We start from the raw sequence: 22088 nt of genomic DNA on the forward strand, positions 1-22088 counted from the left end.
GGGCACCGGGGGCGGGCATCAAAAAAAGGCGAGGAGTGCTCTCCGTCGATCCTCGACACGTGGCCGGCCGGGCATGCCGACGGGATCGCCTGTGTGATCGGAGATCCGGCGTTCCGGCCCCGGGAGCTGTCGAAGGGTCTGGAGTTCGACCTCGTGGTCCTGGTCGACCCGGAGGACTTCGGTGACGGAGTCGAGGGTGCCGTCGACCGCTATGTGGCGATGACCAGGGCGACGCGGGAGCTCGTGATCCTCACGCGCCCCTGACCCCTCGATCGGCCGGGCGCCCTTCCTCGTAAGACGGCCGGGAAAAGCGCGCCCGGAGCTCGGCCTCGAGCGTTTCCAGCGTGCGGCCACCGGTCTCGGGAACGTACCGCTTCACGAAGAGGAGGGACAGCAGCCCCGCGGCCACGAACAGGAAGAACGTCGGGGAGATCCCGATCCCGGAGACCAGGGACGGGAAGACCAGCCCGATCACGAAATTGGTCAGCCACAGCACCACGGCCGCCGCCCCCATCCCGAAGCCGCGCAGCCGCATCGGGAAGATCTCCGACAGCATCAGCCAGGTCACCGGCGAGATCGCGCCCTGCTGGAAGGCGAGGAACGTCACCGTCATCGCGAGCACCGCGAACGCCCGCGGATCACCCGGGGGCAGCACCAGCGAGAAGACACCGATCAGCAACAGCGCGGTGGTCGTCCCCACCTGACCGGTCATCAGCATCGGGCGGCGCGGCACCCGGCCCAGCAGCCAGATGCCGACGAAGGTGGCCAGCACCGAGATCACACCGTTGGCGATGTTCGCCGTCAGCGCGCTGTCGGCGGCGAAACCGGCGTCGGTGAGGATCTGCGTGCCGTAGTACATGATCGTGTTCACACCGGTGATCTGCTGCACGACGGCGATCCCGAAGCCGACGAACAACAGCTTGCGCATCCACGGTGTGCTCCTGAGGTCCTGCAGGCCGCCGAGCTTCGCCTGCTCGTCCTGCACGGCGAGCGCGGAGACCTCCTGCAGCTCGGCCTCGGCCCGGGCCCGTGACCGCACCTGCTGCAGAACGCCGAGGGCCTCGCCGAAGCGGCTCTCGGAGGCGAGCCAGCGCGGGCTCTCCGGCATCACCAGCATGCCGAACCACAGCACCACGGCCGGCAGTGTGGCGACGACCAGCATCCAGCGCCAGACGCCGCCGGACTCGCCGCCGATCCGGGCGATGACCGCGTTGACCGTGAACGCCAGCAGCTGGCCGGTGACGATCATCAGCTCGTTGCGGGTGACGAGGGGGCCGCGTCGTTCGGCGGGCGACACCTCGGCGAGATACACCGGCACGGTCACCGAGGCACCGCCGACCGCGAGGCCCAGCACGAACCGGGCCACGACCATCACGGCGGTCGTCGGGGCGAGCGTGCAGCCCAGGGCGCCGAGGAAGAACAGCGCGGCCAGCAGCAGGATGGTGCGCCGCCTGCCGCGTGCGTCCGACATCCGGCCGCCGGCCACCGCTCCCAGCGCGGCACCCAGCAGCAGCGAGCTGGTGACCATGCCCTCGGTGACGGGGGTCAGACCGAGGTCCGCGGTCATGTAGGGCAGGGCGCCGTTGATGACGCCCGTGTCGTAGCCGAAGAGCAGACCGCCGAACGTGGCGATGGTCGTGATGACCCGCAGCCGCCGCGAGACCGCCGGCGGCGTCCTGTCCGCGACGCCGCCGGCGGGGGTGGGGGTCGGTGCCGTCTCGACCCTGACGTCCATGGCCGCTCCTTGCCTGTCGAAGTCCGGCCGCCGGGCCCCGGCCGCTCGCGGCCGGCCGGGTGCGCACGGGTGCCGGCCGCGCTGGGCAGCGGCACCCCGGCGGGTGCGACTCGCCTACCCCGTGCAGCGCGGTCTCACCGGACGCGGATCAGGCTCCCGCGGGCCGCTCAGCTCTCCGTGCCGATGTTGACCATCCACGGGACGCCGAAGCGGTCCGTGCACATGCCGAACACGTCGCCCCACATCTGCCTCTCCAGCGGCACCGACACCGAGCCGCCCTCGGACAGCTTCTCCCAGTAGGCGCGCAACTCGGCTTCGTCGTCGCCGCTCAGGCTCACCGAGAAGCGGCTGCCCTGCTCGGACTCCATGCCCGGCGGGTCGTCGGCACCCATCAGGGTGAAGCCGCTGGTGGTCTCCAGCATGCCGTGCATGATCTTGTCGGCGTTCGGGGCGTCCGCCTGCCCGAACTCGCCGTAGCTGTTGAGGTCGAGGGTGCCGCCGAAGACCTCTCGGCGAGCCGTTGCCGGTGCCCGGGGATACGCTGCGCGAAAACGGCTCTTTGCCCTCTTCTGGGAGGTTTCTATGGCCTCGCGTCTCAACCCGTATCTCACCTTCAGCGGTGACGCCCGGCAGGCGATGGAGTTCTCGTGCCGCCGGTGCTGGACGCGCGTGGCGCCCACCGGATCGCGTTTCCGCCATGGCGACGCGTGGCCTGGGGGCATGCGGGGGCCGGGAGCGGGAGCGGGAGCGGCGCCGTCGCGGCCGAGCCCGGCGCCCACCCCCGCCAGGTCGCGCTCGCCCGGCTGCCCGATCGTGCACCGGTCGCCCCGCCGATCCCGGGCACGGCTCAGGCCTCGTCGGACGCCCCGTTGTTCCAGTCGTACGGGCCGCCGCCCTGCCACTCGATCAGCTCGGTGTCGTCGACGGCCGTGTCGGTGGTGGGCAGGCCCTCGCGGTGCAGCAGGTCCAGCACGTCGAAGAGACTGTAGGCGACGCCCATGCGCTCGCCGTGGATGGTCACCAGCCGTCCGCCGTCCGTCGCGGGCGGCTGCACGACCACAGGGGGTTGACCGTCCATAGCCCCACCATGCTCCCGAAACGGCCGGTCCGCAGCTCGGTGGCGTCCAGAAGCGGTACGGGCCACCTCTACGCCGGGACCGTGCGCACTGTGCGCCGGTGACAAGCCGGCGTCCGGAAGCTGAGTTCTCATCAGCACTCACTGAGAGCGGTCGTGCCACCGCCCTAGCGTCCATGGCATGGACACGGACCGTACCTGCAGAAGGAAGTGGCGTCGTGCCGCACTCGCGGTACTGCTGACCGCCGGGACACTCACGGCCGGCGCCCCGGGTGTACGCGCCGAGGGAACGCGCACCGAGACGCCGGTGAGGTCGACCTCGCCGGTGACCGGGGTGACGGAGTCGATGGTGCGGGTGAAGGTGCCGCTGCCGGAATCGGCCGGGCCCCGTCCGGCGGCCTGCGACTGGCTGTCGTACCTGCGCTACCGCTCGGCCGACGGCCCGGCCGCATCGGCCGACGCCGACCGGATCCTCGTCGCCCAGCCCGGCATCCTGGAAGGGGCGGGGGCCTTCGACAGTGTCGCCCGCAACACGGTCACGCGGGCCGCCGAGCAGGGGCTGCACATCGAGTTCTGGGCGCTGGACCGGCGCTCCAACTGTCTGGAGGACCGCACCGGCATCGCCACCGGCGACCAGCACACCGCCGTCGACTACTACTACCGCGGCAAGCAGGTCGGCGGCCGGACCTTCGGCGGCTACGCCGGCAACGCGCAGCTGGGCTGGATGGCGAAGCTCGGGATCGAGCAGACCGTACGCGACCAGTACGGCCTCCTCACCGCCGAGTTGCCCTCCCCGGCCCAGCGCAAGCGGAAGGTGCTGTGCGGCGGGCATTCGCTGGGCGGTGTCATCACCGGCTACTTCGCCGCGGCCGACTTCGACGGCGACCGCGCCACCACGGCGGACGCCGGGTACAACCAGTGCGCCGGCTACTTCGCCCTCGACACGACCGTCTCCACCACGCTGGGCGACCTCGGCGGCGGCATCCCGGGCGACACCAACCTGCCCGACACCGGCCTCGGTCACGGCGTCGTGCAGGCCGGGCTGGACAGCGGGGTGCTGCCGCGCACCCTGTCCGCGCCGGTGCTGCTCAACCCCGAGACGATGACGCTCCTCGGCATCGCGGGACTGGGAGCCCTGAAGGACCTGGACGGTGAGGCGGACCTGCCCGGCTACCTGCCCCGCAACCTCAACATCGAGGCCACGCACCGCTTCCTGTTCGCCAAGGACACCGCGGCCTTCCTCAGCGGTTCGCCGGGGGTGCAGGACTTCCGGCTCACCAACGGGGCCGTCCTCGGGGCGCTGCTGGACGACAACTCCGTCCCGCTGGCGTTCCTGCAGACGAGTGTCGGCTTCTTCGACGGCGGGCCGATCGCCGACAAGAGCTTCCCCGCCGCCAACGGGGGTGACGCTCGACCGGGGCTGTACGGCACCGCGTACAAGGCCATCCCGGACCGGCCGCGGGGTCCCCTCTACACCTGGCGTACCTACGACCGCGTGGGCGACGCGGACGACCCCGGCCACCGGTCGGCCGACGGCACCCCGTTCACCGGCCCCGACGAGGAGGTCACCGACATACGCCAACTGGCCCGCAGCCTCGCCGAGCAGCCTCTGGACTTCACCGAGCAGTACTTCCCGACCAAGCTGGTCACGGACATCGAACTGGCCACCTCACCGCAGGTGAAGAAGCTCGTCGTCCACCCGGAGGGGCTCAAGGCCAACCCGGTGCTCACCGTGCTCGCCGGTGAGGGCCTGCTGGCCGGACGGGTCCCGGCCGACCTGCACCCGGTCGTCGCGGACGGCTACCAGCACCTCGACGTCCTGACCGCCGCGCCCGTGCAGAACAACGGCCGGCCCGAACCCGTCTCCACCAGCCTCGCCGGCTTCGCGCGCACACCGCGCTAGCCCCTCCGGTACGCATGCCCGGGGCCCGGGAGGACGCAGCCTCCCGGGCCCCTTCGTGCCGGACGGGATCAGAGCCGGCCCGCGGCGAACGTGGCCGCCTCCTCGGCGTCGTCCCGGTAACTCAGGTGCGCCCCGACGTCGCCCCCGCCGTTCTCGCAGACGGGGTCGCCCTCGGCGCAGAGGTCGAGCGTGCGGCTCTGGTAGGTGCCGGTGACGCTCTTGCCGAGCGCCCGGATGGGGTTGCCGAACAGCAGCACCGCGGCGACCTTCGGCTCGACCGCCGCGGGCAGGGTGGCCACGATGGGGCTGCCCACCACCGCGCCGGCGCTGCTCACGCCGATCGAGTTGTCGACGACGTTCGCGCCCTGTGAATAGCCGACGAGAACGAACTTCTGGCCCGGGCAGGCAGCGGCCTGGCTCTTCACGTGGTTCACCAGATCCAGATTTCCCTGTGCCGCGGACGTGGGGGAGAGGTCGGCGGGATAATTCACCTTGTAGCTGGACAGGTTCTTGCCCGCCGCCTTCTTCTGCAGTGCGGAATACACCGGGTCGCCGACGATGAAGCCGAGCGTGCCCGGCTCGAAGGTGCCGCGAGCCGAAACGACCTCGATGTCCGAGCAGGCCGCGGCCATGGCCGGGGGAGCCGAGAGGGTGGCGAGTCCGGCCCCGCCCGCCAGGGAGAGGGCCGCGAGACACATACGGATACGCATGGGGGATCCTCCGCGTGGAAAGGCGCGTGCAGCGCCTGCGAAAAAGGACGCCCCGAACGTATGGGCTTTCTCTCGCCCGCTGTTATGGACGGGATTATCAAAACCCCGCCGTTTTTTGTCGCCGATTGAGTACGCCGCTCGAACAGGGAAAGTCAGTTCTCCCGCGCGTGCAGTGATTCCGCGCGCAACGCCAGAATGAGATCGAGGCGCGTCGCCGGGTCGTGCAGGGCCTCGCCGAAGAGCTTGTCCAACTGGCGCAGGCGGTAGCGGACCGTCTGAGGGTGGATGTGCAGCCGCACGGCGACGTCCGGCACGTTGCTGCCGCTGAGCAGCCAGGCCAGCAGTGTCTCGGCGAGCCGGTCGCGCTGCCCCGCCGACACCGTGTCGAGGGGCGCCAGGGCCCGGCTCCGCAACCGCCCCAGCAGCGGTTCGTCGCCGTGCAGCAGCAGCGTCGACAGATGCTCGTCACAGCGCACCACGCCCTGACGGGGCAGCACCCCACGGCCCATCAGCCCGAGCGCCCGGGCGGCCAGGCGCAGCGACTGCGCGGCCTCCGTGACCGTGACCGTCGGGCCGATCGCTGCGGGCCGGCCGCGCAGCGCGAGCGTGAACGCCCGGCCGCCGATGCCCCCGGAGCCGTCCGGGTCGGGCACCAGCATGCGCGGCGGGCGGCACCCCATGTCCACCAGCGCACCCGCCGCCGCCAGCGGCCGGTCGTCCTCCCGCCGGTCCGGCGCCGCCGCGAGGGCCACGACGGCGACCGACCGGGGCACGGGCCAGCGCGCGCTGTGCGCGAGGTCCTGCACGGCCTCCGGCGCCACCGGCCCGTCCTCCAGCAGCAGGTCGAGCAGCCGCTTGCGGCGCCGCTCCAGCTCGTCGGAGCTGCGCAGCCGGGCTTCCGCGTACCCGGACGCGGCGGCCTGGGCGACCTCGTGCACGGTCCGGAACGCCAGCTCCCCCAGCGCGGCCACGAGCGTGGAGTCCAGCCCGAGTTCCTCCGCCGTGCGGCCCATCTGCCGCCAGGCGCACATCCCGCCGACCCGCAGCGCGGACTGCAGGGCGTCCAGGCTGCGTCCCTCCAGGGCCTCGCCCCGCCCGAGTTCGTAGTACGTCGCCGCGATCGCGCCCCCGTCGTCGCGCGGATCGGCGATGTGGTCGACGAACAGGGTCAGCGCCTGCACCACCCCGGACCGCAGATTCTGGAGGTACGCGCCGTCGGCGGGCCGGGCGTACTCGGGGACCTGGCGGCGCACCTCCTCCTCCACCTCGTCGGCGACGGCCGCCAGGTCGGCGCGCAGCACCTTCGCCAGCTCAGGGGGGAACTGCGGCGCGACGGGGCGGTCCGGCACGCCGTGCGGGGTGGGCACAGCCATCACGGACACTCCTTTCGACCGGAAACGGCTCCCCCGCGGGCTGTCGCCTGTGGGACGAGTGGGGAGTCCTGAGTGGGACGGACGACCCCTCCGCTCCGTTCCGTGCCCCGACGGCACCCCCGTCACTCGGGCACGCCCAGCGCACGGGCGAGGACCGGCCACGAGGCCGTGAACTCCGGCTTCCAGTGCGCCCAGTCGTGCCCGCCGCCCCGGTAGAGGTGCGTGGTGGCCGGGACCCCCATGAGAGCCAGCGTGCGGGCGAAGCCCTGGGCCGAGGGCCACAGGGCGCTCTCCAGGATCCCGGGCAGCGGATCACCGCCGTCGCCCACCCCGCTGCCCTGCGACACGTACAGGGCCGTGCCGCGCAGCCCGGTGGCCCGGGCGCGCGGGTTGAAGTCCCGCCAGGTCAGGAGGTTGAACACCGGATTGCCCCAGAGGGACCCGGCCGGAAGGTCCTCGCGCGCCACGATCGCGTCCACGATGGCGGGAACACCGGGGGCCGTGGTGTCGAGGATGCCGCTGTAGGAGGCCGCCGCGGTGAACGCCCCGGGATGGCGGGCCGCGTGCGCCATGGCCCCGTAGCCGCCGGTGGAGACCCCGGCGACCGCCCGTGTGCCGGAGGCCCGGAAGTCCCGGGCGAGCAGCGCCGGCACCTCCTTCACCTGGAACGTCTCGTAGTCGGGGCCGCCCCGCCAGGCGCTCGGGATGCCGGTGGGACCCGCGTCCGGCATCGCCACGATCAGGTCGCGGCCGGCGGTGAACGCCTCGATGTCCGTCTCGCGCGTCCAGGACGTGTAGTCGTCGTGGGCACCGTGCAGCAGATACAGCACCGGGTACTTCTTCTCCGGGCGCGCACCGAAGTCCGACGGCAGGATCAGCCGCACCGGCGCGCTGCGGCCGAGCGCGGCGGAGGGCACGGACACGTCCAGCGTGCGCGGTCCGAGCCGGGTGGCCGCCCTGGCCGTACCGGCCGCGGCCCCGAGCAAGGCGGCGAGACCGGCGGCGGCCGTCGCTCTGGCGACGGTGCGCCGGGACACTCCGGCGGCGGGCTTCTGCGGCAGGTGGGGCATGACGGCTCCTCGGGTTCCCTGTCAGGGGGCCGGCTCGGCGAGCGTCCGGCTCAGATGGGCGGCGATCTCGGCGACGTGCGGTGGATCGAGCAGCGACAAGTGGTGACCGGCCACCGGCACCACCTGCAGACGCGGGCACACCTCGTCCCAGCCCAGCGCCGGGTCGTCCCGCTCGTACGCCGGGTCGCGCACGGTGTGCGGCGCGGGTTCGGTGGCGCGGTAGAGGACCACCGGCCCGTCATGGGGAGCGGGGGTGTGCGACTCGCCGATGCCCATGTCCAGGTACGAGGACCGCTGGTGCTCCAGCGCTGCGGGCGGCACGTCCGCGGCCTCGCGCAGGGTGCGCAGCACGGCGTCGATACGGGCCGCGTCGTCGTCCGTCGCCACGAGCTCGGCGTACGGCAACTCCAGGTGCACGCCGTAGGTGTCGGCGACGTGGCGGGCGAAGCCCTCGAAGTGCGCCCGGATCCGGTCGGATCGCGTCGACCCCGGGCGGGGGAGGGGCCGTACCGAGTCGATGAGCACGACCAGCCGCACCTCCCGCCCCGCGGCGGTCAGGTGCCGCGCGGTCTCCTGGGCGACGAAACCGCCGAAGGACCAGCCCCCCAGCAGGCACGGGCCGTCCGGGTGGACGGCGTCGATCGCCTCGGCGTAGCGCCGCGCCTTCTCGGACACGGTCCCTGCCTCCTCGATCCGCTCCAGCCCGAACACCGGCTGGTCGTCGCCGAGGAGTTCGGTGAGCGTCCGGTAGACGCCGACGGTGCCGCCGGCAGCATGGACGAGGAACAGCGGCGGCCGCGAGCCGGTGGCGCGCAGCGGCCGCACCGGGGTGTCGTCCCGGGCCAGGGCGCGCTCGACACGAGTGGCGGCGTCCTCGACGGTGACGGCGGCGAACAGGTCGCGCAGGGGCAGTTCGACGCCGAACTCGCGCTCGACGGCCGTGCGGACGCGTACGGCCATCAACGAGTCCAGCCCGAGGTCGGTCCATGCGGTGGCCGGGGTGACGCGGGCGGGGGAGTGGCCGGTGACGGCGCATATGTGGTGGGTCAGGCGGGCCAGGACCGTGGAGGGCCCGGTCTCTGCCGCGGGAGGCTCCTGCGGCAGCGGCTCGGTGTGTGCGGCCCGGCCGTCCGTCCACCAGTGCCTGACGTGCCGCCACCGGGGCAGCGGCAGGTCGATGACCCGCCCCTGCGGCACCGGCAGTCGCTGTCCTGCGGCGTACAGGGCGCCCAGCTGCGTGGCGAACGCCTCCGAGCCGTCGGCGTCCCGGCGCAGCGTGGCCAGGGCGAGGGCGCCGGGCACGGTGTCGGTGACGGCCCCCCTCAGCACGGGGTGGGGGGAGATCTCGACGAAGGCCGTGCGACCGTCGGCCGCGGCCGACGCGAGTGCCCGGTCCAGTCGCACGGGCCTGCGCAGGTTGGCGGCCCAGTGCGCGGCGTCGAAGGTGCACTCTCCGCGCGGGTCGTCGAGGACCGTGGAGTGGACGGGGACGCGCGGCCGCCGCCCCCGGATGCCGGACAGCGCGTCCACCAGCTCCGGCAGCAGCCCGTCCACCTGCGGCGAATGTCCGGCGCCGACGACCCGCATGGCCCTCGCCGCCCGGCCCTGCCCCTCCAGCCGGCGCACCAGCCCGGCCACCGACGCCTCCTCACCCGTGACGACCTTCTGCCGCGGGGAGGAGTGCACGGCGACCTGCACGTCCGCGAACTCCCGCCCCAGCCATTGCAGTTCGGCGTCGTCCAGGTCCACCACGGCCATGGCCCCGCCCCGCAGCCCGCTCAGCAGCCGGGCCCGTACGGCGATGACACGCGCCCCGTCCGCCACGTCGAGCGCGCCCGCGCACACGGCAGCCGCCACCTCGCCCATGGAGTGACCGATCACGGCGGCGGGCTCGACCCCGTGGGACCGCCACAGCTCGGCGAGCGCCAACTGCAAACCGAAGAGCACCGGTTGGGCGACCTCCAGACGGTCGAGTCCGTCTCCCGAGGACACGTGGTCGTACAGGGACAGACCGCATGCGGAGGCGAGCTGCGGGTCGAGTTTCTCGACGGCGGCGGCGAACGCGGGTTCCTCGGCCAGCAGCCGGCGCCCCATGCCGGGCCACTGGCTGCCGTACCCGGAGAAGACCCACACCGGGCCGCGCCCCACGCGGTCGCACTCCCCGGTCGTCACCCGTGCGTCCGGCCGCCCGGCCGCCAACGCGCCCAATGCGTCGGCCAGTTCGGGCCGGTCGCGGGCGACCACCGCGGCCCGCACGGGACCTCGGCCGGTGCGTCCGGCCAGGGTCCGGGCCACGTCGGCGGGGTGTGCGGGGCTGTCGCGCAGCCGGCCCGCGAGCCGGCCCGCGGTGTCGCGCAGGCGCTCGGTGTCGAGGTCGGAGAGCACGTACAGCCGGGCCGCCGGTTCGTCGGCAGGCCGCGTCCGGGACGCTGCCTCCGCCAGCACCACATGGGCGTTGGTGCCGCCGAACCCGAAAGCCGAGACGCCCGCGACGGCCGTGCCGCCGTAGCGGGGCCAGGGCTCGGGCTCGGTCACCACCCGCAGCCGGGCATCGGTGAGGGAAGTGCCCCGCTCGCAGTGCAGGGACGGCGGGATGGTGTCGTGGTGCAGAGCCAGCACGGTCTTCACCAGGCCCGCGATGCCCGCCGCCGACTCCAGATGGCCGAGGTTGCTCTTGGCGGACCCCAGCAGCAGCGGCTGGTCGGGGTCCCGGCCCACGCCGAGCACCGCGCCGAGCGCACCCGCCTCGATCGGGTCGCCCAGTGGGGTACCCGTGCCATGCGCCTCCACGTAGTCGACGTGCTCCGCGGCGAGCCCGGCCTGCGCGTAGGCCCGCTCCAGCAACGCCTGCTGGGCGGCCGGGTTCGGCGCCATCAGGCCGTTCGAGCGGCCGTCGGAGTTGACGGCGCTGGCCCGGATGACGGCCAGGACCCGGTCGCCGTCGCGCTCGGCGTCGGACAGCCGCTTCAGGATCACCGCCGCGCAGCCCTCGCCGCGTCCGATGCCGTCGGCCGCCGCGGAGAACGGCTTGCAGCGCCCGTCCGGTGCCAGGGCGCCCGCCCGGTGGAAGGCGACCGTGACGGCCGGCGACAGCAGCAGGTTGACCCCGGCCGCGATCGCCGTGTCGCTCTCGCCCGTGCGCAGACTGACGCAGGCGTGGTGCACGGCGACCAGCGAGGAGGAGCAGGCCGTGTCGACGGCCAGGCTCGGTCCCCGGGTGTCCAGGACGTAGGCGAGCCGTCCCGCGGCGACGCCGAGCGCGCCCCCGGCCGGCGCCCAGGGGTCGACGGCCGCCGGGTCGGCTCCCGTCACCTGCCCGTACTCCGGTGCGGAGATGCCGACGAAGACGCCGGTGGCCGTGCCCGCCAGGGACCTGGCCGGCACCGCCGCGTGGTCGAGCGCCTCGTGGACGACCTCCAGCAGGATCCGTTGCTGGGGGTCCATCACCGCGGCCTCGCGCGGGGTGATGCGGAAGAACTCCGCGTCGAACCCGGCGATGTCGTCCAGATAGCCGCCGTACGGACAGGCGTCGGCGGGTGGGAACGCGGTGAAGTCGCGCCAGCGGTCCTCCGGGACGCGCCGGATCGCGTCGACACCCTCGGTGAGCAGCCGCCAGTAGTCGTCCGTGCCGTGCACGCCCCCGGGCAGGCGGCAGCCGGCCCCGACGACCGCGACCGGCTCGGCCGTGCCGCCCGGCCCCGTGGGACGCGGCACCGGCGCCCCCTCGGCCCCCGGGGCCGTGGTGCCGCACAGCCGCGCCACCAGGGCCGCCCCGGTGGGTGCCTCCCACAGCAGCGTCGTCGGCAGCTCCCGGCCGGTGGCGCGGGACAGCTCGCCGGCCAGGGCGACGGCATCCCGCGAGGCCATGCCGAGATCCGCGAGGGGCCGGTCCATCGGGACGTCCTCGGGGGACGTGCCGTTCCAGACGGCGACCCGCTCGGCGATCAGCCGGCGCACCGCGGCCTCGTCGACGCGCCTCATACCGCGGCACCCGCAGCCCGGGCCTGCCCGCCGTAGACACCCTCCAGGTACCGGGTGCGGGTCAGTGCACGTGACACCTTGCCGCTGGAGGTGCGCGGCACCGTCCCCGGCGGCACCACCACGACGTCGGCCAGCCGCAGCCCGTGCCGGGCGGACACGGCGCCGCGCACGGCACGTGCCAGGACGGCCACGTCCAGCTCGGCGAGGTGCGTGGTCCGCGTGTGCTCCGCCACCACGACCGCACACTCGCCGCCGGCACCCCCCGGCACCGCGAAGGCGGCGAGCCGGTCCCGGCGCACCGCCTCGTGCGCCTCCTGCACGGTCGCCTCGACGTCCTGCGGATAGTGGTTGCGCCCGTCGACGATGATCAGGTCCTTCAGCCGTCCCGTGACGACCAGCCGCCCCTGCAGCACCGTCCCCAGATCACCCGTGCGCAGCCAGCGTCCCGGACCAGCGGCGGGGTCCGCGAACTCCGCGCCGAAGACCTCCCGCGAGTCCCGGCTCCAGTAGCCGCGGCCCACATTCGGCCCCTGCACCCAGATCTCCCCGACCTCGCCCTCCGCCAGCAGGGCCCGTGACACGGGGTCGGCCACCCGGACCCGCTGACCCGCCGGAGCACCACAGCCCGCCAGCAGCACCGCCCGGGGATCGTCCGGCCGGGCCGGCAGGGCCTTTCCGGCCGCCAGGGCGTCGCGGTCGAGCGCGAACCGGCTCAGCGGCTGGCCCGGCCGGGCCGCGCACACGAACACCGTGGCCTCGGCCAGCCCGTACGACGGGCAGTGCGTCCCCGGCGGCAGGCCCTGGTCGGCGAACGCCGCGTGGAACCGGTCGGCGGTGCCCGGGCGCACCGGCTCGCTGCCGTTGATCAGCGCCGTCACCCCGTTCAGCCGCAGGTCCTCCTTCTGCTCGGCGGTGACCGTCGCGACGCAGTAGTCGTAGGCGAAGTTGGGGGCGGCGCTCACGGCGTTCGGGTGCGCGGCGAGCAGCCGCAGCCAGCGCACCGGCTCGTGCAGGAATGCCGCCGGGTCCATCAGCACCGACAGCGCCCCGCGTGCCACGGGGGCCGCCACGCTGAGCACCAGCCCCATGTCGTGGTAGAGCGGCAGCCAGCCCACGCAGGTCGGGAGACGGGTGTCGAGGCCGTAGGCGGTCAGCGCCTGGCGGGCGTTGGCGACGACGTTGCCGTGGGTGATCTCCACGCCGGCCGGGGCGCGGGTCGAGCCGGACGTGTACTGCAGGTAGGCGGTCGCCCCGGGGTCCGGGGCGACCGGTCGCCGGTCCCGCCCGTCGTCGTCGGGCACCTCGTCCGCGACGACGATCCGCGGCCCGCCGGCGCCGAGGAACTCCCGCACCTCGTCCAGGACCCGGCCGGTGGTCACCACCACCGTGGGACGCGCGTCGGCCAGGACGCCCGCGAGGCGGTCCGCGTGCCCGGGCAGGCCCGGCGTGTACAGCGGTACGGCGACCAGCCCGGCGGCCAGGGTGGCGAGGAAGGCGGTCACGTACTCCGTGCCCTGCGGACACAGCAGCGCGACCCGGTCCCCGGGGTCCGTCTCCCCTGTGAGACGGGCGGCGATCGCCCGCACCCGCACGTCCAGGCGGCGCCAGGTCAGGGTGCGGTGGACGCCGCGCGAGTGCGGTGCCGGGTGTTCGACGAAGGTGAAGGCCCGGCGGTCGGGGGTGGTCTCGGCCCAGTGCCGAACGTACTCCGGCAGGGTGGGACACGCGGGCGCGAGCGGGGGGCGGCGGCTGTCCATCGGGCGGGGCTCCTCACGGCGCGGATGGGCCTACGGGTCGCAAAGGGGGAGGGTCGCTGAGGGGGACTTGCTCAGCGCAGGCGGGAGAAGGGGGGAGGGCTAGAGGGGGATGTTGCCGTGCCGCCGTTCCGGCATCGGGGCGCGTTTGCCGCGCAGCGCGCGCAGGGCGCGGCAGACCTGCTCCCGGGTCTCGCGCGGAGCGATGACGGCGTCGACATAGCCGCGTTCGGCGGCGAGGTACGGGGTGCCGTGGGTGCGTTCGTACGCGTCGAGCAGGCTTGCCCGCAGTGTCTCGGGGTCGTCGGACGCGGCGAGCTCACGCCGGTGCAGGACACCCACGGCGCCCTCGGCGCCCATGACGGCGATCCGGGCGGTGGGCCAGGCGAGGTTGACGTCGGCGCCCAGGTGCTTGGAGCCCATCACCGCGTACCCGCCGCCGTACGCCTTGCGCACCACGACCGTGACCTTGGGGACGGTGGCCTCGGCGTAGGCGTACAGCAGCTTCGCGCCGCGCCGGATGATCCCGGCCTGCTCCTGCCGTACCCCGGAGAGATATCCGGGCACGTCGGCGAAGGTCAGCAGCGGGATGCCGAACGCGTCGCAGAACCGTACGAACCGCGCCGCCTTCTCCGACGCGTCGATGTCGAGGACCCCGGCGGCGTGCAGCGGCTGGTTGGCGACGACGCCGACCGAACGGCCCTCGACGCGGGCCAGGGCGCAGACGATGTTCGGCGCGAACAGCTCCTGCACCGGCAGCAGTTCACCGTCGTCGACGACCGCGTGCAGGATCTCGCGCATGTCGTAGGCCTCGCCCGGCCGGTCCGGGACGACCTCGTCCAGCCCGGTACCGGGCGGGGCGTGCCCGGGGGCGTACTCCGGGGGCCGTTCCAGATTGTTCGCCGGCAGGTACGACAGCAGGTCGCGCACGGCGTCGAGGGCGTCCTCCTCGTCGGCGGCCAGGAAGTGGGCGTTGCCGCTGACGGTGTTGCTGGTGCGGGCGCCGCCCAGTTCCTCGGCGGTGGTGCGCTCGCCCGTGACCGTCTCGATGACGTCGGGGCCGGTGACGAACATGTGCGAGGCGCCGTCCACCATGACCGTGAAATCGGTGATCGCCGGGGAGTAGGCGGCGCCGCCGGCGCACGGGCCCAGGACGACCGAGATCTGCGGGATCACCCCGGAGGCCTTGACGTTGCGCCGCACCAGTTCGGCGTAGAGGGCGAGAGCGGCGACCCCCTCCTGGATCCGGGCCCCGCCGGAGTCGTTCAGGCCGATCACCGGGCAGCCGGTCTTCAGGGCCAGCTCCATCAGGGCGACGGTCTTCTCACCGAAGGCCTCGCCCATGCTGCCGCCGAACACGGCGGAGTCCTGGGCGAAGACGCACACCTGGCGGCCGTCGACCGTGCCGTACCCGGTGACCACCCCGTCGCCGTAGGGACGGGGGGAGTCGGGCCCGGCGGGCCGGGCCCGGACGAACAGGCCGGTCTCGGTGAAGGAGTCCTTGTCCACGAGCCGTTCGATCCGCTCCCGGGCCGAGAACTTCCCGCGTCTGCGCGGCCCGCCGGGGGCGACCGCCCGCTCCCGGCGGTGCTCCAGGCCGGCGACGCGCTCCGCGGTGCCCCCGGGTGTGCGCGTCGCCGTCTCCCCCGGACCGGATGGTGTCACCTCTGTGCTCACAACCACCTCCGAAGTGGCTCTCGAATATGGCAGTGAGGCGGGGGAGTGCCGAAGGGATCGCCGCTCTGTGTGGGGGAGGTGAGTCCTCGGGCGCGGGGTTTCATCCGGGTGTGACAAGAGGGTCGGGGGTGATTCAGCGGACCCGGTGCTGAATGCGTTCTCCTTCTTCTATTGGACCTCCGGCCGTACGGCGTCCAGGCTGGAGCGCACCATCGCCCGTCAGCCGGAAGAAGGTCACGGCCCATGCACACCCGCCGCATCGGTGACGTCGAGGTCAGCGCGATCGGCCTGGGCGCGATGCCCATGTCCATCGAGGGACGACCGGACGAGGAACGCTCCCTCGCCACCATCCACGCCGCGCTCGACGCCGGTGTGACCCTGATCGACACCGCGGACGCCTACCATCGCGACGCCGACGAGGTCGGTCACAACGAGACCCTGATCGCCAAGGCCCTCGCCTCCCACGACCGCGGCGGCGAGGTTCTGGTCGCCACCAAGGGGGGCCACCTGCGCCCGGGCGACGGCAGATGGACGCTCGACGGCAGCCCCCGCCACCTCAAGGCGGCCTGCGAGGAGTCCCTGCGCCGGCTGGGCGTCGAGGCCGTCGGCCTCTACCAGTTCCACCGCCCCGACCCGCGCGTCCCCTACGCCGAGTCCGTCGGCGCGATCCGGGACCTGCTGGACGAGGGCAAGATCCGCATGGCCGGCATCTCCAACGCGAACCCCGAGCAGATCCGGCAGGCCGCCGACATCCTCGGCGGACGTCTGGTCTCCGTGCAGAACCAGTTCTCCCCGGCCTTCCGCTCCAGCGAGCCGGAACTGCGCCTGTGCGACGAACTCGGGATCGCGTTCCTGCCCTGGAGCCCCCTCGGCGGGATATCGAAGGCCGGTGAGCTCGGCTCGGGCCACGCTCCCTTCGCCCGCATCGCCGAAGCGCACGGGGTGAGCCCGCAGCGCGTGTGCCTGGCCTGGATGCTCGCCAAGTCGCCGGTGGTCGTCCCGATCCCGGGCGCGAGCCGGCCCGAGACCATCCGCGACTCGCTCGCCGCCACCGGCCTCACCCTGACGGCCGGGGAACTGGCGGAGCTGGACGCCGCCTGAACGGACCAGGAGACGCGACGCAGCCCGCGCGCCCCCGGGGTGACCTGGTACCGGCTGCGCAAGCCGGGTGTTCCGGCGATGCACTCGGCCCTGATCACACGTGGCGGGTGAGCCGACGGAGGGGCCCACCCGCCGCGTCACCTTCCGTGGCCGGTGCCCGCCGTCACGGGGACTGCCGCTTGCCGCTGTAGCGCTGGGCGAGCCGGGCGAGGGCCACCGCGCCGAGCAGCAGGCCGAAGTCGCGCAGCGCGATGTCGTAGAAACCGGGGATGGTCAGCAGGTTGACGATGATCCCGGCGAGCCAGCCGGCCACCAGCCAGCCGCCGAAGCGGGGTGCGAGCGCGACGACCAGACCCGCGACGATCTCGATCACTCCGACTGCGTACATGGCCGCCTGGGCACTCCCGGGAACGATGTCGTCGATCCACGGGGCGAGGTAGGTGGGCCAGTCCACGAGCAGGTTGGCGAACTTGTCCAGCCCGAACAGGATCGGCGCCACGGTGAACCCGGTGCGCAGGATGGCGAACGCCTGGTAGCCGGGATCACGGAGCGCGGGCCGCCGGGAAACGGTGGAGGTCGGGGTTGTGGTTGCTGACGACATGATGCTTCCTTCTATCGACAACTCTCATTAACGATAGAAGCGCGGAAAGCCGATTTAGTCAATCGCTGTTGGTTTTACACTGGTGTTCGTGGATCCCTCGAAGGAAGTACCCCGCCCCGACGTCTCCGCCGTCGCCGCTCTCGACGAGCCGACCCGCAGGAGGCTCTACGACCACGTCGTACGCCAGCCGGAGCCGGTCAGCCGCGACGAAGCCGCCAAGGCCCTCGGCCTTGCCCGGCAGACGGCGGCCTTCCACCTGGACCGGCTGGCCGAGGAATCGCTGCTCGACGCCGTCTACGAGCGGCGCAGCGGTCGCACCGGACCCGGAGCGGGCCGGCCCGCCAAGCTCTACAAGCGGTCCGCCAGACAGGTCACCGTCAGCCTCCCGGAGCGGCACTACGAGCTGGCCGGGCGGCTCCTGGCCCAGGCGCTGGAGGAGTCCGAATCCACAGGTGAACCGGTTCGTTCGGTTCTGCACCGGAAGGCCCACGCGCTGGGCGCGCGACTCGCCGGGCCGGGCCGCTCGGATGTGTTCGCCGTACTGGAGGACAACGGCTTCGAACCCCGCTTCGACGGTGATGCCGTCGTCCTGGGCAACTGCCCCTTCCACGCGCTCGCCCGCGAGCACACCCAGACGGTGTGCGGCATGAACCTCCACCTGCTCCGAGGCCTGCTGGACGGGCTGGCCGAAAGCGGCCTCCAGGCGCGCCTTGCGCCCAGCCCCGGTCACTGCTGCGTCCGGCTGGAGCCGGAGGGCTGCGTTTCCCCGTGTTCTGGATCTTGAACTCGAGACAGACGAACTGCTCGCCGGCCTCCCGTCGCCGGTCAGGCCGGTGGAGCGGGAGTGCCAGGGTGGCGCGAGCGGATCACTCCCGCCCGCACCTCTGCCTGGGGGAGTGCTGCGGGCGGGAGCCCGGAGGGGTGGTGCGTCGCCCCGGCCGGCAGCCCCCGCCCTGGTCCGGGGCGGGGACGTTCTCCCGGTCACGAGAGGGGGTTCAGTTGGCGTTCACCAGGTCGTGCGCCGGTACGGTGACCGTCCGGTTGCCCGGCTTGCCGCCGAGCACGATCTTGCGCAGGGCACTGTTGTTGCCGAGATCGGTTTCCTTCAGCCGCTTCTCGGGGTTGGCCAGCACCTGGATGTAGTAGGTGCCGTTGGGCACGTCGGTGATGTCGAACGACTGGCCCGGCAGGTCCTGGGTGTACGTGTCACCGGAGCCGACGTCCAGCACCTCGCGGACGGAGATCGAGTTCTCCTCACCGCAGGCGGTGGCCAGGTCGGTGTTGTACGGGTGCCAGTTGGCGTTCTTCACCGTGTAGTCGATCGCGTCGGTGTTGGCCAGGCAGAACGCCTCCTTGCCGCTGCGCACGGCCTCCTTCTTGTCGGCCTTCAGCAGCCGGTAACTGGCGAAGTCGGTGAAGTGCCAGTGCACGTGTCCCGGCCGCGGGTCCCACTCCATGGTGCCGGTCGGGGTGTAGCCGACCTGCTTGCCCTTGGCGTCGTAGAAGTACTGGAAGGCGTCCATCTTGGCCTTGCCGGGCGAGCGGAACCCGTCCACCACGAGCTGCGCCGGGCCGGCGTTCCAGACGTTGGCGCTGAACGCCAGGTAGTCCTTGCCCGGGATGTTCCTGTCACCGTCGGTGATGGTGATGCCGTAGGCCGGCAGCGAGCGCAGGTCCGGCTTGGGGACGTCCGGGACGGAAGGCTTGCCGGAGGGCCGCTTGGACAGGGGTTCGAGGGCGGGCGCCTGACGCGAGCCGTCGGTCTGGCCGCCGCTGTCCCGGGCCTGTTGAGACAGCGCGGACGCCTGCTTCTTCTTCAGCGCCCACGGCAGGGCCGGCGGCGCTGCCTTCAGCGGACCGTGGCCCACGTTGTACGAGGGGCCCGCACCACTCGTCACCGGCGCGGCGGCCTCGGCGGGCGCCGGGGCATGTCCCGGGCCGTGACCGGCGTGCGCGGTCGGCGCCCGGTGTCCGGCAGCGTGCCCGGCGTGCTCGCCGGCCTTCGCGGAGCGGGGTGCCGCCCCGGTGGAGCCCTCTTCGTCCTCTTCGCTTCGCTCCACCACGGTCACCTTGACCGTGGCCGCTTTGTCGGCGATGCCGAACAGATCGCGGTACTTCTTGGCGACGCCGATCTTTGCCGTGTACGTACCGGCCGGCACCTGGACCGGCTCGGTGTAGGAGCCCGCATAGGTGTTGGCCGCCCAGCCCTTCTCGACGCCCCACACGGAACCGAGGGTGAAGGGGTTGGTGGAGCAGCTCTCCGGATACTTGGAGGTGGAGGGGGCGTCGGGCCGCACCCGGCCGCTGGCGTTGTTCGGGCAGAAGCTCTCGCTGCGCGTGAGAACCTTCTTGCCGGCCTTGTCGATGAGGGTGGTCTCCGTGAAGCCGGGCAGCCCGGAGAAGTCCTTCACCGTGCCCGTGGGCAGCTTCTTCGCCTTGGCCTTGCCGCCCTCGTACACGGTCTGCGTGACAGCCACCGGGTCCTTGTAGGACTTCCGGGTCACCTTGAGCTCCAGCGGCCTCCCCTCGGCGATGAGGTAGGTGCCGAGGTCCAGGTACACGCCCGGCTCCTCCTTCCAGGAGGTGAGCGTCACCGAAGTGGTCGCCGCGACGAGGCTCAGCTCGGGGCCCTTCGCGGCCTTCGCGGGCTCCTGCGCAGCGGCCACGATGCCGGCCGTGACGGCTGTCACGGCCACGGCCGTGGTGCCGGCGAGCAGCGTGCGCCGCAGCCGAGCGGTGCGTCTTCTGGTCATGGTTCCCTCGTCCTCCGGTGCTGTGAGAAGGAAGCAGGCGGCGCGGCGCGTCGGCGAGGCCCGGGCCGGTGCCGCCTCATGGGAGGCGTTCGCCTCGCCCGCGCTGTGAGAGGAACAGGCCGGTTGCTTGGTTGTCCGAAAGGCGGCAGGCGGTGGAGTGTTGGCCGAATGCCGTCGTAGTGACGAGATCCGGTCGTCGCTGCGGCCAGGCGGGGCGTACGTCACTTTGCTCGGCGGCCGAGTCGTCCAAGACCGGTCGCAACCGATCAGTTCTCGTCAAATCCACCTCAGGTGAGAAAATCGTGTGAATGTTTACGCCTGGTTCGGGCATACGCAGCGAAAACACAGAGAGGGGCGCTACGTGCTTGTACCGGACCGGAAGATCGTCAGGGAGTTGCTGACGCGGTACGCGTCGCTGAGGATCGCTCAGTCGGAGAGGCACGTGCCGACGGCGGCACGCGAACTGGAGGACGTCAGCTACACGCTGTGCGTGATGATGGGGACGTCCGACATCAGTGACGCCATTGCCAAAGCGGATGTGCTGCTGCTCACGGAGCGGCGGCCGGACGCCGCGGACGCGGACGGGGAGAACGGCCTGACGCTGGTCGGCTGACGTTCGACGAAAGACCCGGCACGGACCGGGCATCACGCCTCGGCGGCCCGGGAAGGGGCCGTCGAGGCGTTCGTCCGCCCGTGGAACGCCGTGCGGTACGCGTACGGCGTGGTACCCGCCACCTTGCGGAACCGCTCCCGGAACGCGGTCGGCGACCCGAACCCCGCCTGGCGCGCGATCCGTTCGACGGAGTGATCGGAGTTCTCCAGCAGGTACTGGGCGCGCCGGACCCGTGCCCGCAGCAGCCACTGCAGCGGCGTGGTGCCGGTCTGCTCGCGAAAGCGGCGGCTGAAGGTCCGCTCGCTCATTCCCGCTCGCGCCGCCAGTGCGCCGAGCGTCACTTCGTCGGCCAGGTGGTCCTCCAGCCACTCCAGCACCGGTTCGAGCACGGACCCCCGGGGTACGGGCGGATGCTCGTGCACGATGAACTGTGCCTGACCGCCTTCGCGTTCCAGTGGCATGACCGACATCCGGGCGCTGTTCGCGGCGACGGCCGAGCCCAGGTCCCGCCGGATCATGTGCAGGCACATGTCGAGCGCGGCGGCGGCACCGGCCGAGGTGAGGATCTGTCCGTTGTCGACGTACAGCACGTCCGGTGCCACCTCGACCCGTGGGAAGCGGCGGGCCAGTTCACCGGCGGCCACCCAGTGCGTGGTGGCGCGCAGTCCGTCCAGCAGCCCGGCCTCCGCCAGCACGAAGGCTCCGACGCACACCGACGCGATCCGGGTGCCGGTCCCGGCCGCCTCGCGCAGGGCCGCCAGCACCCGGGCGGACGGCGGCGCGGCATCGGGGGAGCAGCCGGGCACGATGATGGTGTCCGCCTCCGCCAGCGCCTCCAGGCCCCGTTCGACCCGCAGCGTGAAGCCGCCGTCCGCGCGGACCTCCGGCGTCTCGGCGCACAACCGGACCCGGTAGGCGGGCCGCCCGTCCGGCAGGCGGGTCCAGTCGAACGTCTGCTGGGGCGCCGCCATGTCGAACGGCACCACATGATCGAGAACCAGGATCGCCACGGAGTGCATGGCCGTCACCCTAGGGGGATTCCCGCCGGCCGGATGAACGTGGGTGACGGTGGCCCCGGAAGGGAGAACGCAGGTGGGACGGGGTGGCGAGAACCCGTTGGAAGCTGTCGGTCCGGCCTCTGTGTGATCACGCCGGGGCGCCCTAGCGTGGGCGCACTCCCTCGACCTCACGGAAAGAGCCCCGGTGACCAAGCTCCTGCTGTCCCTCCATGTCCTGGCGGCCATCGTCGCCGTCGGTCCCGTGACCGTCGCGGCCAGCATGTTCCCGCCCGCCGCGCGCCGCACGGCTGCCACGGGCATCGGCACGGCGGCGCTTCTGCACCGCATCTGCCGGGTCTACGCCGGCGTCGGCCTGACCGTTCCGCTCCTCGGGCTGGCCACCGCGGCCGCCATGGGCGTGCTCGGCAGCGGATGGCTGGTCACCTCCATCGCCCTGACCGCCGCGGCCGCGGGCGTTCTGGCCGCCTTCGTCCTGCCCAGGCAGGAGGAGATCCTGGAGCAACTGGCGGGCGAGCAGGCACCCGATCACCGCGCCACCGTGCAACTCGCCATGTCCACCGGCGTCTTCAACCTGCTGTGGGCGACGGTCACCGTCCTGATGGTCGTCCGCCCCGGTTCGACGACGGGAGCGTGAACAGCCCGCCTTCGCCTGTCACGGATGTCCGGTCTGCGTCAAGTCATCCCAAGGAATTCACACTCCGGGACACCGTGCCGCCTACACTC

Annotated in this window: 17 protein-coding genes and 1 pseudogene; 6 read left to right on the forward strand and 12 right to left on the reverse strand. The window is 72.7% G+C overall.

All coding sequences use genetic code 11. The features are described 5' to 3' along the window. Positions 1-45 precede the first annotated feature (45 nt). Positions 46-264 (forward strand): annotated as a pseudogene (locus AB0F04_RS20100) (AAA family ATPase); the annotation flags it as partial. On the opposite strand, the gene AB0F04_RS20105 reads toward AB0F04_RS20100, so the two are convergent. The 3 genes from AB0F04_RS20105 to AB0F04_RS20115 form a co-directional block, all read right to left on the reverse strand. After that, positions 251-1735: a sugar porter family MFS transporter gene (locus AB0F04_RS20105; RefSeq protein ID WP_362043294.1), complete on the reverse strand. Its 1485-nt coding sequence runs from the start codon at positions 1733-1735 to the stop codon at positions 251-253. The pseudogene AB0F04_RS20100 and the gene AB0F04_RS20105 sit on opposite strands and share 14 nt — an antisense overlap. A gap of 167 nt (positions 1736-1902) precedes the next feature. Further along, on the reverse strand, positions 1903-2415 hold the full coding sequence (locus AB0F04_RS20110; RefSeq protein WP_362043295.1) for a VOC family protein: 513 nt from the start codon (positions 2413-2415) through the stop codon (positions 1903-1905). 167 nt (positions 2416-2582) lie between these two features. Further along, positions 2583-2813 (reverse strand): hypothetical protein, encoded by a 231-nt coding sequence (locus AB0F04_RS20115; RefSeq protein ID WP_031143787.1) that lies wholly within the window; start codon positions 2811-2813, stop codon positions 2583-2585. A 178-nt stretch (positions 2814-2991) separates the two neighbouring features. Between AB0F04_RS20115 and AB0F04_RS20120 the strand changes: the two genes are divergently transcribed. Further along, complete coding sequence (locus tag AB0F04_RS20120; protein WP_362043297.1) at positions 2992-4713, forward strand: hypothetical protein; 1722 nt, start codon at positions 2992-2994, stop codon at positions 4711-4713. A 68-nt stretch (positions 4714-4781) separates the two neighbouring features. Here the strand turns inward: AB0F04_RS20120 and AB0F04_RS20125 are convergent, their stop codons facing one another. From AB0F04_RS20125 to AB0F04_RS20150, 6 genes are all read right to left on the reverse strand, one after another. Further along, positions 4782-5423 carry a cutinase family protein gene (locus AB0F04_RS20125; protein ID WP_362043299.1) on the reverse strand — a complete coding sequence of 214 codons (642 nt, stop codon included), beginning with the start codon at positions 5421-5423 and terminating at the stop codon, positions 4782-4784. 152 nt (positions 5424-5575) lie between these two features. Next, a complete protein-coding gene (locus AB0F04_RS20130; protein WP_362043302.1) occupies positions 5576-6796 on the reverse strand; it encodes a helix-turn-helix domain-containing protein in 1221 nt (406 codons plus the stop codon). A gap of 122 nt (positions 6797-6918) precedes the next feature. After that, positions 6919-7866 (reverse strand): alpha/beta hydrolase family protein, encoded by a 948-nt coding sequence (locus AB0F04_RS20135; protein WP_362043304.1) that lies wholly within the window; start codon positions 7864-7866, stop codon positions 6919-6921. 21 nt (positions 7867-7887) lie between these two features. Continuing rightward, the gene (locus tag AB0F04_RS20140) at positions 7888-11847 is read right to left on the reverse strand and encodes a type I polyketide synthase (RefSeq protein ID WP_362043306.1); all 3960 of its coding nucleotides are present in this window, start codon (positions 11845-11847) and stop codon (positions 7888-7890) included. Continuing rightward, positions 11844-13604: a fatty acyl-AMP ligase gene (locus AB0F04_RS20145; RefSeq protein ID WP_362043308.1), complete on the reverse strand. Its 1761-nt coding sequence runs from the start codon at positions 13602-13604 to the stop codon at positions 11844-11846. The genes AB0F04_RS20140 and AB0F04_RS20145 overlap by 4 nt, the downstream gene beginning before the upstream one ends. Before the next feature lie 99 nt (positions 13605-13703). Then, positions 13704-15278 carry an acyl-CoA carboxylase subunit beta gene (locus tag AB0F04_RS20150; protein ID WP_362043310.1) on the reverse strand — a complete coding sequence of 525 codons (1575 nt, stop codon included), beginning with the start codon at positions 15276-15278 and terminating at the stop codon, positions 13704-13706. Between the two features lie 243 nt (positions 15279-15521). Here AB0F04_RS20150 and AB0F04_RS20155 point away from each other — a divergent pair, with 243 nt between their 5' ends. Next, positions 15522-16379, forward strand: a complete 858-nt coding sequence (locus tag AB0F04_RS20155) for an aldo/keto reductase (protein ID WP_362043312.1) — start codon at positions 15522-15524, stop codon at positions 16377-16379. 163 nt (positions 16380-16542) lie between these two features. Here AB0F04_RS20155 and AB0F04_RS20160 read toward each other — a convergent pair whose 3' ends face one another. Then, positions 16543-16980 (reverse strand): hypothetical protein, encoded by a 438-nt coding sequence (locus AB0F04_RS20160; RefSeq protein WP_362043313.1) that lies wholly within the window; start codon positions 16978-16980, stop codon positions 16543-16545. Positions 16981-17062: 82 nt separating this feature from the next. Here AB0F04_RS20160 and AB0F04_RS20165 point away from each other — a divergent pair, with 82 nt between their 5' ends. Next, a complete protein-coding gene (locus tag AB0F04_RS20165; protein ID WP_362043315.1) occupies positions 17063-17764 on the forward strand; it encodes a helix-turn-helix domain-containing protein in 702 nt (233 codons plus the stop codon). A 211-nt stretch (positions 17765-17975) separates the two neighbouring features. Here AB0F04_RS20165 and AB0F04_RS20170 read toward each other — a convergent pair whose 3' ends face one another. After that, positions 17976-19733 carry a lysyl oxidase family protein gene (locus AB0F04_RS20170; RefSeq protein ID WP_362043317.1) on the reverse strand — a complete coding sequence of 586 codons (1758 nt, stop codon included), beginning with the start codon at positions 19731-19733 and terminating at the stop codon, positions 17976-17978. Positions 19734-20094: 361 nt separating this feature from the next. On the opposite strand from AB0F04_RS20170, the gene AB0F04_RS20175 reads away from it, so the two are divergent. Further along, positions 20095-20346, forward strand: coding sequence for a DUF5133 domain-containing protein (locus tag AB0F04_RS20175; RefSeq protein ID WP_053673753.1), 252 nt, complete (start codon positions 20095-20097; stop codon positions 20344-20346). A gap of 32 nt (positions 20347-20378) precedes the next feature. Here AB0F04_RS20175 and AB0F04_RS20180 read toward each other — a convergent pair whose 3' ends face one another. Then, positions 20379-21365, reverse strand: coding sequence for a helix-turn-helix domain-containing protein (locus AB0F04_RS20180; RefSeq protein WP_362043319.1), 987 nt, complete (start codon positions 21363-21365; stop codon positions 20379-20381). A 184-nt stretch (positions 21366-21549) separates the two neighbouring features. On the opposite strand from AB0F04_RS20180, the gene AB0F04_RS20185 reads away from it, so the two are divergent. Next, positions 21550-21999, forward strand: a complete 450-nt coding sequence (locus tag AB0F04_RS20185; protein WP_362043321.1) for a hypothetical protein — start codon at positions 21550-21552, stop codon at positions 21997-21999. The last annotated feature ends 89 nt before the right edge of the window (positions 22000-22088 follow it).

This window comes from Streptomyces sp. NPDC029041 (assembly GCF_040637515.1).
Lineage (GTDB): Bacteria > Actinomycetota > Actinomycetes > Streptomycetales > Streptomycetaceae > Streptomyces.